The organism is Shinella zoogloeoides (assembly GCF_003574625.1).
In the GTDB taxonomy this organism is placed as follows: Bacteria; Pseudomonadota; Alphaproteobacteria; order Rhizobiales; family Rhizobiaceae; genus Shinella; species Shinella zoogloeoides_A.
The window spans coordinates 1-12816 of sequence record NZ_QNUJ01000011.1; the positions used below are offsets into that span (position 1 = coordinate 1).

Here is a 12816-nt window from a genome sequence, read left to right on the forward strand (position 1 = left end):
TGGGTGCGCAAGATGCCGAAGAAGGACGCCGAGGAAGTGGCGATGCACTATCTCAAGCGCGTCAAGATCCCGGAACAGGCCCACAAATATCCCGGCCAGCTCTCGGGCGGCCAGCAGCAGCGCGTGGCGATCGCCCGCTCGCTGTGCATGAAGCCGAAGATCATGCTGTTCGACGAGCCGACCTCGGCGCTCGATCCGGAAATGGTCAAGGAAGTGCTCGACACGATGGTATCGCTGGCCGAAGAAGGCATGACCATGCTGTGCGTAACGCACGAAATGGGCTTTGCCCGCCAGGTTGCCAACCGGGTCATATTCATGGACCAGGGCCAGATCGTCGAGCAAAACTCGCCGCACGAGTTCTTCGACAATCCGCAGCACGAGCGCACCAAGCTCTTCCTCAGCCAGATCCTGCACTAGGATCGGCAGCGAGACAGAAAAGGCGGGCCTCAGGCCCGCCTTTTTGTTTGGAGTGAGTGCGCGCCGCGGCGTGGATCCTCGGGTCGAACCCGAGGATGACGACAGAAGAGAAGATGCGCGCGGTGGAAGAGTACTGCATTCCGCACCGTTGAACGGGTGGGAAACTATCGCCTCCCTTCCGTCATCCTCGGATTCGACCCGAGAATCCGCGCGACAAACACTTCCGTACCGGCATCACCCCTACACCCGCATCTCCGCCCGCAGCTTCAGCGGGCTCGCGCCGAAATGATTGCGGAAGGCGCGGGAAAAGGCGGAGAGGCTGTCGAAGCCGCTGCGCAGCGCCACATCCTGCATCGACAGCGGCGTGTCGCGCACGAGGCGCTGTGCGGCGGTCAGCCGTAGGCGCAGGTAATATTTCCCCGGCCCGATGCCGAGCCCGCCCGCAAACAGCGTCTCCAGCTTGCGCGTCGAGAAGCCGAGCCGGCGCGCCAGCGCCGCGATGGTCAGCGGACGGTCGATGGTGCGCTCCATCAGGCGGATGGCGGCGGCGAGGTCCGGCTGGTGTTCGGCAAGCCGGCCGAGCGAGACGAGCGGCTGGGCGTCCGTCGCCGCATGGGTCTCGTCATAGACGAAGACGCTCGCCACATCGAGCGCGACGGCCGAGCCGAAGCGCTCGCGCACCAGATGCAGCATCATGTCGAAGGTCGGCGAGGCGCCGCCCGAGGTCCAGAGCGGCCCGTCGGTGACGAAGCGGTCCGCCCGCACGTTGAGGGCCGGAAAGGCGGCGGCGAAATCCTCCAGCTCCTCCCAATGCGCCGTCGCGTCGCGCCCGTCCAGGAGGCCCGAACGCGCCAGCAGCCAGCAGCCCGATTCGATACCCGCGACGATACCGAACCGGCGCGTCACTTTCTTGAGCCGACTAATGAAGCTGCGATTCGCGTGGCGATCCTGGTTGAAGCCGGCTATGACGAGCAGCGCGTCACCGCTCATGGCGTCGTCGAAGCTGCCGTCGACGCGGATTTCCACGCCGCAGGTCAGCACCACGGGCTTGCCGCCGGGCGACAGGATCGTCCAGCGGAACACCGGTTCCGGCATCACGCGGTTGGCCGCGCGCATGGGATCGAGCACGGAGGCGAGCGACATGATCGACGACTCCGGCAAAAGAAGGATGGTCACGTCGAGCGGCCCCTGCCGCGGCGCTTGCCTGATCATGTGGAAATTGTCAAAAAAGCTGCGCCTTATGTCAATCGGCAAAAAGGCGTTCGGGCATGATCGGCCTTACAGGAGATCTGGAGATGCAGCCGGATTGCGGCGAAAGCCCCTGTACCCCGAACACCCTGATCCGCAAACTTACCGGAACGGGTTGGCGAGCCGAAAGGCGGACCAGCCCGTTTTTTTTGACATTTCGCGCAAAACCATCTGCGTGTGCGGCGGAAATGGAACCGAATCCGGCCTGAGGACGTTCTGGCGCCAAACAAGCAGGAAAGGTTATCCCATGCTGAAGATGAAGTCCGGCCTTGCCGCCGGCGCCCTTTCGGTCGCCGTTGCCCTCACCTCCTTCGTGCCTGCCCAGGCGGTCACTTTTCCTCAGGTTCCCGTCCCCTCGGCCTCCGCGGTGGAACAGGTACAGTACCGTCACCAGCGCCGCTGGCATGGCCATCGCGGGTATAACCATTATCGCCCGGGCTACCGCCGCCATTCGGACGGCTGGTGGTATCCGCTGGCCGCCTTCGGCCTCGGTGCTGCCATCGGCGGGGCGGTCGCCAACCAGCCGCGCGCCAGCGGAAGCGCTCATGTGAACTGGTGCGCCAACCGCTACCGCTCGTACCGGGCCTATGACAACACGTTCCAGCCGAACAACGGCCCGCGCAAGCAGTGCTTCTCGCCCTATTCGCGCTGAGTGCCCTGAAATGCAAAAAGCCCGGCGGAAATGCCGGGCTTTTCGTTTGAACGCTGTTCTCAGACGAGGCGGCTCTGTTCCAGCGCCGCTTCCACGAAGCTTGCAAAGAGCGGATGCGGATCGAGCGGCCGGCTCTTCAGTTCCGGGTGATACTGCACGCCGATGAACCACGGATGGTCGGCATATTCGACCGTCTCCGGCAGAAGGCCATCCGGCGACATGCCGGAGAAGACGAGGCCGCAGCTTTCCAGCTTGCCCTTATAGTCGACATTAACCTCGTAGCGATGGCGGTGACGCTCGGAAATGTCCGTCGAGCCGTAGATGTCGGCGATCTTCGTGCCGCCCTTGAGCGAGGCGCGGTAGGCGCCGAGGCGCATCGTGCCGCCGAGATCGCCGGAAGCGGAGCGCTTCTCCAGGTCGTTGCCCTTCACCCATTCGGTCATCAGGCCGACGACCGGCTCGGCCGTCTTGCCGAACTCGGTGGAGGAAGCCTTTTCGATGCCGGCGAGATTGCGTGCCGCCTCGACCACGGCCATCTGCATGCCGAAGCAGATGCCGAAATAGGGCACCTTGCGCTCGCGGGCGAAGCGCGCCGCATTGATCTTGCCTTCCGAGCCGCGCTCGCCGAAACCGCCGGGAACGAGGATGCCGTGCACCTTCTCGAGGTAAGGCGCCGGGTCTTCCTTCTCGAAGACTTCCGATTCGATCCACTCGAGCTTGACCTTGACGTGATTGGCGATGCCGCCGTGATAGAGCGCCTCTATCAGCGACTTGTAGGCGTCCTTGAGGCCGGTGTACTTGCCGACGATGGCGATGGTCACCTCGCCTTCCGGCGTCTTGATGCGGTCGGAAACCTTCTGCCAGGCCTCAAGGCGCGGCTTGGGCGCCGGCTCTATGCCGAAGGCGGCCAGGACCTCGTCGTCGAGGCCTTCCTTGTGATAGGCGAGCGGCACGTCGTAGATCGACGCCACGTCGAGCGCCTGGATCACGGCGGTCGGGCGCACGTTGCAGAACAGCGAGAGCTTCTTGCGCTCGGCTTCCGGGATTTCGCGGTCGGCGCGCACCAGCAGGATGTCCGGGTGGATGCCCATGGCCTGCAGCTCCTTGACGGAATGCTGCGTCGGCTTGGTCTTCAACTCGCCGGCGGCCGGGATATAGGGCATCAGCGTCAGGTGGACATAGACGGCCGTGCCGCGCGGCAGGTCGTTGCCGAGCTGGCGGATCGCCTCCATGAAGGGCATGGCCTCGATGTCGCCCACCGTGCCGCCGATCTCGCAGAGCACGAAGTCGTAGTCGTCATTGCCTTCGGTGACGAAGTTCTTGATCTCGTTGGTGACGTGCGGAATGACCTGCACGGTCGCGCCGAGATAGTCGCCGCGGCGTTCCTTGTCGATGATGTTCTTGTAGATACGGCCAGTGGTGATGTTGTCGGTCTTGGTCGCCGAGCGGCCGGTGAAGCGCTCATAGTGGCCGAGGTCGAGGTCGGTCTCCGCGCCGTCGTCGGTGACGAACACCTCGCCGTGCTGCGTCGGGCTCATGGTGCCCGGGTCGACATTGAGATAGGGGTCCAGCTTCCTGAGGCGCACGCGGTAACCGCGGGCCTGAAGGAGAGCTCCGAGTGCAGCGGCCGCGATGCCTTTTCCGAGGGAAGAAACCACGCCGCCAGTGATGAATACATATCGCGCCATGGGAGTCACCGGATACCTTTTCAAAATCGATTCCGCTACCGAAAAATCACCTTGGGCGTGATTTCGGAAGTCGCAATCGGCGTTTTACACAGAAGAAGGCCGGTTGGTTTGCGCCAACCGGCCGGTTTGTTTTCGCTTTTGCGGCTTACTGGCCGCTCGGGACGCCGGCGTTGCCGCCCTCGCCCGTAGCGGCACCCGTGCCGGTGCCCGTCGTCGTTGTCGACGAGTTGCCCGTGCCGGTGGCCGCGCCGCCTTCGCTCGGAACGGTTTGCGTGCCGGTCGTCGCGGGGGTCTGGTTCGTGTTGTTCTGGGTGCCCTGGTTCTGCTGGGCGCCACCGAGCGCGTCGAGAACGCCGCCCGTGCCGGTCGTGCCCGGAATGCGGTCGAGAATGTCGGTCGGCTGCGTCTCGTAGCGGGCGAGGATGCCCATGCCGATCGCCAGAACGAAGAACAGCGTCGCGAGGATCGCGGTCGTGCGCGTCAGCGCATTGGCCGTGCCACGGGCGGACATGAAACCGGAGCCGCCGCCGATGCCGAGGCCACCGCCTTCAGACCGCTGGATCAGCACGACGCCGATCAGCGCGACGACGACCATGAGATAGATGACGAGCAAGATGGTCTGCATGTTTTCCAAGATCCCGGCCAGACGGCCAAATTTCAGGTTTGCGGCTCAATATACCAAGCCGCGCGGCATTCCAAGCCCTTCCCGTCGTTCCGCCCGCCCTTTTGCGGGCCGGCGGACGGGCCTCAGGCCGTCAGCGCTTCATATGCGCGGTAGATGGCAAGGAAGTCGTCCGATTTCAAGCTCGCCCCGCCGATCAGCGCGCCGTCGACATTGGCGACGCCCATCAGTTCCTTCGCATTGCCCGGCTTGACCGAGCCGCCATAGAGAATGCGCATCTTCGCGCCCTCGCCGGCAAAGCGCGCGGTCAGCTCGGCGCGCATGAAGGCATGGGCCTCCTCCACGTCCGCCGCCGTCGGCGTCAGGCCCGTGCCGATGGCCCAGACCGGCTCATAGGCGATCACGGTGTTTGTCGCCGTCGCGCCGTCCGGCACGGAGGCGGCAAGCTGAGTCTTGAGCACGTCCAGCGTCTTGCCGGCCTTGCGCTCATCGCCCGTCTCGCCGATGCAGACGATGGCGACGAGTTCGTTCTGGTGGGCGATCTCGGCCTTGGCGCGCACCAGCGCGTCGCTCTCCTCGTGGTCCGTGCGGCGTTCGGAATGGCCGACGATGACGTGGGTGCCGAAGCAGTCGGCGATCATCTCGGCCGAGATGTCGCCGGTATGCGCGCCGGACGCCTTCTCGTGGCAATCCTGCGCACCGATCTGGAGCGGGCTGTCGTCGCAGAGCGCGGTCGCGACGTAGAGCAGGGTCGCCGGCGGGCAGATCAGCGTCTCCACCCTCTGCGAGAGCGACCCCTTCACGCCTTCGGCCATCGCCTTGATCTGGTCGAGCGATGCGCGCGTGCCGTTCATCTTCCAGTTTCCGGCGACGAGCGGTGTAACGTCCGGTGTCATGAGCATCCCCTCCATAAAGCGTTGGCATGGGGCGTAGCAAATCGGGGCCGCCAAGAAAAGGTGCGTTCTGCCGCGCGCGGGCTTGAATATTCCGCGTTCGTGAAACGTAATGGAGCAAGGCCGAGATCGATCGATGCAGGATGGACGGGGCGCATGCTTCCCTCACGACGCCGCATAGCCGTCGCTATGGCCGTGCTCCTGCTTGCCGGCGGCGTGGCGGCACAGGACGGCCCGGCGCAGACGCGCGGCCTGATGCCGATAAAATCCCCCGTCGGCCGCGTGACGGCCGAGGAGACACTGGCTTCGCGCGAAGTCAGCGCCCGGCGCGTCGCGCTCGTCGTCGGCATGTCCGCCTATACCTCCATCTCGCCGCTGCGCAACACCGAGGCCGATGCCCGCGCGGTCGGCGCCATGCTCGAAAAGCTCGGCTTCACGGTCGACCTTGCGATCGACGTGCCGCTCGCGCAGATGAAGGAGACGATCGCCGCCTTCTCGCGCAAGTCCGAAACGGCGGATATCGCCATGGTCTACTATGCCGGCCATGGCGTCGAGGCGGCGGGCGAGAACTACCTCATTCCCGTCGACATCCATGTCGACGATCCCGGAAAGATTCCCGAGCAGGCGGTCAGCCTGCGCTCGGTTCTCGGCAGCGTCGCCAGGGCCCGCAAGCTGCGCATCGTCATTCTCGATTCCTGCCGCAACAATCCCTTCCCCGCCTCCTACGACCTCGCCGCGACGGCCGGCATGGCCGGCGCCTCGGCGACGGGCGACGGGCTCGCCGCACCCGATCCCGCGCAGGGCATGCTCGTCGTCTATGCCGCGGAGGGCGGCAAGGTGGCGCTCGACGGCGAAGGCGAGCACAGCCCCTTCACCAGCGCCATCCTCGAAAGCCTGCCGCGTCCCGATGTCGAGATCGGCCTCGTCTTCCGACAGGTCCGCGACCGGGTGATGAGCCTGACGGCCAATCGCCAGCAGCCGCATTTCTACGGCTCGCTCTCGGGCGCGCCCTTTTTCCTCGCCGGCGGGGACGCGAAGGTCGCCGATATCGCCGACAAGGCCGGCCAGTGGCAGGCGCTGAAACCCGATCAGGCGGCACAGCTCGCAAGCCTTGCCGAGGAAGGCAACACCCGCGCGATGATCGGCCTCGGCTATATGGCGCTCTCGCCGGATTCGGCCAAGTTCCAGCCGTCCGAGGCCTTCAGGCTCTTCGGCAAGGCGGCGGAGGCCGGCGATGCGGAGGCCATGTTCGAGCTCGGCAAGCTCCATGAAAAGGGCATCGGCACGCCGCAGAACGTGCCCGAGGTGCTGAAGCTCTACCGCAGGTCCGCCGATCTCGGCTTTGCCGATGCCATCAACGATCTCGGCTTCCTCTATTACCAGGGAACGGAGGGCCTGCCGCGCGATCCGAAGAAGGCGGTCGAGCTCTTCATCAGGGCGGCGGACCTGCGCCATCCGCAGGCCATGTTCAACGTCGCCGCCCTCATCGACGACGGCGTCATTCCCGGCAAGACGCCCGAGGATGCCGCGGCCTATCTCTACCAGGCGCTGCGCGCCGGCGTCGACGACGTGCTGGCTCAACTCACCAATCGCCCGACCATGTTCAAGCCGGAAACACGGCGCGCCCTGCAGGCCGAACTCCGGCGCAACAGGTTCTATACCGGCGCGATAGACGGCGATCTCGGCGCGGGCACCCAGCGCAGCATGCGCATGGCCTTCGGGCAGACACAGTAGCGGGAGGCGGAAGGACGATGGGAAAGCCTGAAACAGTGCGCCCGCTCGCAGCGGCCTTCCTTGCAACGGCGCTCGCCCTCGGCTCCATGCCGGAGGCCTACGGACAGGCAGCCCCGGCGCCGGGCGGCGGCACGACCACGGGAATCGCCACAGGATCGGGCGGCGGCCTCATGGATACGCCGACACCGACCGACTACCTCACCCGTTCCATCGTCAGGAACATCAACGCCGCCAGCGCCGAATGCGCGGCCTACGAGCCGGTCTACCGTATCGATTGCCTGCGCCAGCGCCTCCTCGACATCGCCCGGCGCATCCCGAAGGGCAAGGCCTATGACGAGGCCCGGCAGATCGTCCAGCGCGCCGCCGGCCGGCTCGGGCGCATCCAGGCCGCCAATCTCGACGCAAAGGCCCCGCGCATGCGCTCGCGCGGCAATGCGCGCATGAAAGAGACCAAGACCTATACGGCCGTCCGCAAGCGCAATCTCGAAAAGGCGATGGAGGCGGCCCGGCAGGTCATCGAGGAGGCGCAGACGCAGCTCCTGCGCGCCTCGGAAAATTCGGAGAAGCGCGCCAGCCACTACCGCGACATCGCCGCCGCCGTCGGTTCGACCAAGGTCCTGCTGCGCTCGATCTGAGCGGAACGCTTACTGCGCGAAGATCCAGTTCAGCGTCTCGCGCCAGTCGGTCATGCGCACCGGCGTGCCGTGGCCGCCCGTCTGGAACAGCACGAAGCGCGTTGGAATGCCGGCCTTCAGCAATTTGCGGAAGACGGCGATCTGGTCGTTGGCTGCATAGACGCTGTCGCTGTCGCCATGGGTGAAGAAGACCGGCAGCTTCGCCTTGAAGGCCGGGGTCTTGGCATAGTCGCCATCCGCCGCCCCGCCCATCAGCACCATGCCGGAAAGGCTCCTGACCGCCGTCGCATCGCGCACGACGCGGGCGCAGATGAAGCTGCCCATCGAGGCGCAGGCGAGGATGACGGGCCTGTCCGGCGAAAGCGCCTTGGCGCGCAGGATCAGGCCGGAGATGCGCGCCGCGCCCGCATCGTCGAAGGAGGGCGCGCTCGGCGCGTAGTAGACGCCGCCGTTCTGCACGGCGAGGTTCTTGATGCGGTTGAAATTGCCGCCGAAGTTCCAGTCGTTGTTGCCGAGCCGACGGTCGCCGCCCCGGCCGTGGATGAAGATGACGGTGAAGGAGGCGCCTTCGCCCTTTCCGGTCATCGCCACGTCGATCGGCCCGGCGGGCGTATCCACCGTCAGGTTCTGCTGCGCCTTCTTCACCGCCGTCGAGACATAGGCCGATCTGACGCGCCGCTCGGGCACCTGGTCGCGGCCGTTGATGTCGCGCATCTCCTGGTAATCGACGACGCGGAGCGCGCCGTTATCCGTCGTCTCGACCACGGCGGGATAGCCGAAGAGCTCGTCCTTCCAGGGCTTGAGCGTCAGCGCGGCGGCACTGTCGGCCGTAAAACCGGCGAAGAGCGCGGCCAGAATCAGCCGGCGGAGAGAATGAACTGTGGACTGACGCATGAAGTGAGGCTCCCCTGGGCTGGCGATACTTGCCATCCGTCCGCGCGCAAAGCAATCCTCGCCCGGCGGTTGGCGCGTCCGGACATCGCGAAAACCCACGGAATCTGGCAGAGTCGCCAGTGATTCGCTGACGACCTCATCCTTGCCGGCCCCGATCCCCATGGATCGGCGGGAAGAACCGGCAAACGGAACAAACTCTGAACGGCCCATGCAAGACGACAATAACGACCTTTTCGCCAACATGCCTTCCGAGCCTGCCCGGCAGCCCGCCGCGGCGGAGGAAAAGCCCGTGCCCACGCCCGCTCCGGCCCCCGCCGCCGAAAGCGCGCCGGCGCCCGCCGCCCCGACCGAAGGCTCCGGCGGCTACGACGCCTCTGCCATCCGCGTGCTGGAGGGCCTCGAGCCCGTGCGCATGCGCCCCGGCATGTATATCGGCGGCACGGACGAGAAGGCGCTGCACCATCTCTTCGCCGAAGTCATCGACAACTCGATGGACGAGGCCGTCGCGGGCCATGCCAATTTCATCGAGGTCAATCTCGATGCGGACGGCTGCCTGACCGTCACCGACAACGGCCGCGGCATCCCTGTCGAGAACCATCCGCAGATGCCCGGCAAGTCGACGCTGGAGGTCATCCTCACCGTGCTCCATGCCGGCGGCAAGTTCGACGGCAAGGCCTACGAGACCTCGGGCGGCCTGCACGGCGTCGGCGTCTCGGTGGTCAATGCGCTGTCCGACCTCCTCGAAGTCGAGGTCGCGCGCAACCGCAAGCTCTACCGCCAGCGCTTTTCGCGCGGCAAGCCGCTCGGGCCGCTGGAAGATCTCGGCGACGTGCACAACCGTCGCGGCACGCGGGTGCGCTTCCATCCCGACCCGGAGATCTTCGGCGCGCATGCCCGTTTCGATCCCGGCCGCGTCTTCCGCATGGCCCGCTCCAAGGCCTATCTCTTCGGCGGCGTGGAAATCCGCTGGAGCTGCGATCCCTCGCTGCTGCCCGAAGGCTCCGAGACGCCGGAAAAGGCCGTCTTCCACTTCCCCGGCGGCCTGAAGGACTACCTGCAGGCGACGCTCGGCAAGGACTATACCGTCACCCGCGAGATATTCGCCGGCAAGAGCGAGAAGTCGGGCGGCCACGGCTCGCTGGAATGGGCCGTCACCTGGTATGGCGGCGATTCGCTGATCCATTCCTACTGCAACACCATCCCGACGGCCGACGGCGGCACGCACGAGGCGGGCCTGCGCATCGCGCTCACCAAGGGCCTGAAGAACTACGCCGAGCTGACGCAGAACAAGCGCGCGGCCGCCATCACCACCGATGACGTGATGATCTCGGCGGTCGGCATGCTCTCGGTCTTCATCCGCGAGCCGGAATTCGTCGGCCAGACCAAGGACAAGCTCGCCACCGTCGAGGCCCAGCGCATCGTCGAGAACGCGCTGCGCGACCCCTTCGACCATTACCTTGCCGACAACCCCGCCGAAGCGGCCAAGCTGCTCGAATGGGTGATCGAGCGGGCGGAAGAGCGCATGCGCCGCCGCAAGGAAAAGGAAGTGAGCCGCAAGACGGCCGTGCGCAAGCTGCGCCTTCCCGGCAAGCTCGCCGACTGCTCGCAGAGCTCGGCCGACGGTGCCGAACTCTTCATCGTCGAGGGCGATTCGGCCGGCGGCTCGGCCAAGCAGGCGCGCAACCGCGCCAACCAGGCCATCCTTCCGCTGCGCGGCAAGATTCTCAACGTCGCCAGCGCCGGGCGGGAAAAGCTCGGCGCCAACCAGCAGATTTCCGATCTGGTGCAGGCGCTCGGCTGCGGCACACGCTCGAAATACCGCGACGAGGACCTGCGCTACGAACGCGTCATCGTCATGACCGACGCCGACGTCGATGGCGCGCATATCGCCTCGCTGCTCATCACCTTCTTCTACCAGGAGATGCCGGATCTCATCCGCGGCGGGCACCTCTACCTCGCCGTGCCGCCGCTCTACCGCATCAGCCAGGGCGGCAAGACGCTCTATGCGCGCGACGACGCGCACCGCGAGGAGCTGATGCGCACCGAGTTCAACGGGCGCGGCAAGGTGGAGATCGGCCGCTTCAAGGGCCTCGGCGAGATGCTGCCGGCGCAGCTCAAGGAAACGACGATGGACCCTTCCAAGCGCACGCTCCTGAAGGTGGCGATCGACGACGTCGATTTCGAGGGCACGCGCACGGCGGTGGACGACCTGATGGGCACCAAGCCGGAGGCCCGGTTCCGCTTCATCCAGGAGCGCGCCGTCTTCGCCGACAACCTCGATATCTGAGGCCTTGCCGCCATATTTTCGCGGCAATGCCGGCCTCTAACCGGGGCCATCCAACGCGGAAAGGACGGCCATGAAAGCTGCGCTCATCGTCATGACGATCATGGGCTGCGACGACAGCGCGACCCAGTGCCACTATATCGATACGGTAGACCGGAGCTGGCAGACCGTGGCGCTTTGCGACGCGCAGGCCGAGACCTATATCAACCGGCACCAGGACAAGAACTATCCCGTCATCGTCGCCGTCTGCGAAACTTCCGGCGACCGCATGACGGCCGAGGTGACAGCGCCCGATCCGAAGCCGGCCGAGCCGGCGACGGGCATGGAAGCCCCTGCCCCCGTCGAAACCGAACAGGCGCGGCAGGGCCTTGCCGCCCGCACGCTCGCCTTCGTGAAAAAGGCCATCCCCGACGCCGCCTCCCTGAAGGCCGCCGTCACCACGCCGGTCCGCTATGCGGAAGGCGGTTATTCCTGGGTCGTGAAGCGCTTCGCCGATTGATCGGAAGTATAGTCGGAGGCGTCCTTACGCCGCTTCCCGCGTCGCGATGAGCGCGTAGCTTCGCGCCGTCTGGCGCTGCTCGGCGATGGCAAGCCGCTCGACAAGTTCAAGCATGGATTGGCAGGAGGCGTTGCCCGTGGCGCGGGCGCGGGTGAGCAACCGTTCGCAGACAGAGAGCAGGCCGTCGCCACCCTTGGCCTCGCTACGCCAGAGCATCGTCGCCTCGGCGAAGAGCGCGCTGATATCGCGGCCGAGGCCGGCCGTTTCGTAGAGCGCGCGCACTGCCGCCTCGCGGCCGTCGGAAAGGATCGAGCGGACGCGCCGTTCCGCCTGCCCCGAAAGATTGGTGATGGCCGCCGCGAAGAACTCGACGCGGCCGGTGCACAGCGCATGCATGAGGAAGACCGGTGTCAGGCGGCCGGCAATGCGCAGATGCTCGACGAGCGCCGGCATTTCGCCCGCTCCCACTTCAGCGGCCATGCCGATCGTCGCGACGTCGCAGGCCTCGCGCGTGATGCGCTCCACCCGGCTCGTGCCGACGGCGGCCTGGATCAGACCGAAGCCGGCAAGCGCCGAGCCGATCTTCTCGACCAGCGCATGGCGGGCATCGCTCGGCAGGTCCGTCCGGTCGAGCAGGAGCGCGCGGATTTCCGCGTCGTGCCCGAGCCGGTCGGCAATACGCGTCAGACTGCGGCGGGAGATCGCCGCGCCCTCGTTTTCGAGAAGCGCCAGTATGTCCGGCGCCGCGCCGACTTCCGCAAGCGCCGCCGAGACCGGACGCGAGACGAAGGCGCGGTGCGCGATCAGCGTGCGCGTCATGTCGCCGCCTTTAGCGGCAAGATCGACCAGATCGGCATCCGTCAGCACGGGCGAACAAAGAATGACATGCGCGGCGATTTCCGGCTGGTCTTCCGCCAGCGACAGCACGACGGCGCGCGGCGCGTCCTCGCTCTCGGCAAGGGCCTCCGCCAGTGCGAGCCGCACCTTCGGCGCCGGGTCGTCGAGCAGGAAGATCATCGCCATCTCCGCCGCATGCCGGTCGTCCGGCGCGATGCGCGAGCGGCTATAGGCCCGCGCCAGCACGCTGGCGGCCTTCGCCCTGTCGGCTGCCCGCGCGGTCTCGACCCAACGGAGAAATGCATGAACGATCAATGGACGCCCCAAACGCCTGTATACGCTACGGAGGCCAAGGTATCGCCAAAGTGTTTAAGATTGGTTCACCATATCCATTAACCGAACGGTGAGGCGAC

General features: G+C 66.1%; 12 protein-coding genes. 6 read left to right on the plus strand and 6 right to left on the minus strand.

Annotated features, from left to right (window positions below):
• Nucleotides 1-417: amino acid ABC transporter ATP-binding protein (locus tag DSD28_RS20185; RefSeq protein WP_162911484.1), on the plus strand; the 417-nt coding region annotated here is incomplete at its 5' end.
• Nucleotides 418-657: 240 nt separating this feature from the next.
• On the opposite strand, the gene DSD28_RS20190 is transcribed toward DSD28_RS20185, so the two are convergent.
• Entirely contained in the window at nt 658-1629 is a 972-nt protein-coding gene (locus DSD28_RS20190; RefSeq protein ID WP_119258241.1) for a GlxA family transcriptional regulator, read from the minus strand.
• Nucleotides 1630-1912: 283 nt separating this feature from the next.
• Here DSD28_RS20190 and DSD28_RS20195 point away from each other — a divergent pair, with 283 nt between their 5' ends.
• Nucleotides 1913-2317 carry a BA14K family protein gene (locus tag DSD28_RS20195; protein WP_119258242.1) on the plus strand — a complete coding sequence of 135 codons (405 nt, stop codon included), beginning with the start codon at nt 1913-1915 and terminating at the stop codon, nt 2315-2317.
• 59 nt (nt 2318-2376) lie between these two features.
• On the opposite strand, the gene DSD28_RS20200 is transcribed toward DSD28_RS20195, so the two are convergent.
• From DSD28_RS20200 to tpiA, 3 genes are all read right to left on the minus strand, one after another.
• On the minus strand, nt 2377-4014 hold the full coding sequence (locus tag DSD28_RS20200) for a CTP synthase (protein ID WP_162911485.1): 1638 nt from the start codon (nt 4012-4014) through the stop codon (nt 2377-2379).
• Nucleotides 4015-4150: 136 nt separating this feature from the next.
• Nucleotides 4151-4630, minus strand: coding sequence for a preprotein translocase subunit SecG (gene secG / locus DSD28_RS20205; RefSeq protein ID WP_119258244.1), 480 nt, complete (start codon nt 4628-4630; stop codon nt 4151-4153).
• A gap of 122 nt (nt 4631-4752) precedes the next feature.
• On the minus strand, nt 4753-5523 hold the full coding sequence (gene tpiA / locus DSD28_RS20210) for a triose-phosphate isomerase (protein WP_119258432.1): 771 nt from the start codon (nt 5521-5523) through the stop codon (nt 4753-4755).
• Between the two features lie 153 nt (nt 5524-5676).
• Here tpiA and DSD28_RS20215 point away from each other — a divergent pair, with 153 nt between their 5' ends.
• Nucleotides 5677-7254: a caspase family protein gene (locus DSD28_RS20215; RefSeq protein ID WP_205536224.1), complete on the plus strand. Its 1578-nt coding sequence runs from the start codon at nt 5677-5679 to the stop codon at nt 7252-7254.
• Nucleotides 7255-7271: 17 nt separating this feature from the next.
• On the plus strand, nt 7272-7889 hold the full coding sequence (locus tag DSD28_RS20220) for a hypothetical protein (protein WP_162911486.1): 618 nt from the start codon (nt 7272-7274) through the stop codon (nt 7887-7889).
• Nucleotides 7890-7898: 9 nt separating this feature from the next.
• On the opposite strand, the gene DSD28_RS20225 is transcribed toward DSD28_RS20220, so the two are convergent.
• Entirely contained in the window at nt 7899-8783 is an 885-nt protein-coding gene (locus tag DSD28_RS20225; RefSeq protein ID WP_119258246.1) for an alpha/beta hydrolase, read from the minus strand.
• A gap of 208 nt (nt 8784-8991) precedes the next feature.
• Here DSD28_RS20225 and parE point away from each other — a divergent pair, with 208 nt between their 5' ends.
• Nucleotides 8992-11070, plus strand: a complete 2079-nt coding sequence (parE, locus tag DSD28_RS20230) for a DNA topoisomerase IV subunit B (RefSeq protein ID WP_119258247.1) — start codon at nt 8992-8994, stop codon at nt 11068-11070.
• Between the two features lie 70 nt (nt 11071-11140).
• Nucleotides 11141-11566, plus strand: a complete 426-nt coding sequence (locus DSD28_RS20235; RefSeq protein WP_119258248.1) for a hypothetical protein — start codon at nt 11141-11143, stop codon at nt 11564-11566.
• Nucleotides 11567-11590: 24 nt separating this feature from the next.
• Here the strand turns inward: DSD28_RS20235 and DSD28_RS20240 are convergent, their stop codons facing one another.
• On the minus strand, nt 11591-12718 hold the full coding sequence (locus tag DSD28_RS20240; RefSeq protein ID WP_119258249.1) for a DUF2336 domain-containing protein: 1128 nt from the start codon (nt 12716-12718) through the stop codon (nt 11591-11593).
• Between the last annotated feature and the right edge of the window lie 98 nt (nt 12719-12816).

Bases quoted from the DNA above. Each gene is read 5' to 3' on its own strand.
- DSD28_RS20190 (WP_119258241.1), bottom strand. From the start codon at position 1,629: ATGATCAGGCAAGCGCCGCGGCAGGGGCCGCTCGACGTGACCATCCTT.
- DSD28_RS20195 (WP_119258242.1), top strand. From the start codon at position 1,913: ATGCTGAAGATGAAGTCCGGCCTTGCCGCCGGCGCCCTTTCGGTCGCC.
- secG (WP_119258244.1), bottom strand. From the start codon at position 4,630: ATGCAGACCATCTTGCTCGTCATCTATCTCATGGTCGTCGTCGCGCTG.
- tpiA (WP_119258432.1), bottom strand. From the start codon at position 5,523: ATGACACCGGACGTTACACCGCTCGTCGCCGGAAACTGGAAGATGAAC.
- DSD28_RS20215 (WP_205536224.1), top strand. From the start codon at position 5,677: ATGCTTCCCTCACGACGCCGCATAGCCGTCGCTATGGCCGTGCTCCTG.
- DSD28_RS20220 (WP_162911486.1), top strand. From the start codon at position 7,272: ATGGGAAAGCCTGAAACAGTGCGCCCGCTCGCAGCGGCCTTCCTTGCA.
- DSD28_RS20225 (WP_119258246.1), bottom strand. From the start codon at position 8,783: ATGCGTCAGTCCACAGTTCATTCTCTCCGCCGGCTGATTCTGGCCGCG.
- parE (WP_119258247.1), top strand. From the start codon at position 8,992: ATGCAAGACGACAATAACGACCTTTTCGCCAACATGCCTTCCGAGCCT.
- DSD28_RS20235 (WP_119258248.1), top strand. From the start codon at position 11,141: ATGAAAGCTGCGCTCATCGTCATGACGATCATGGGCTGCGACGACAGC.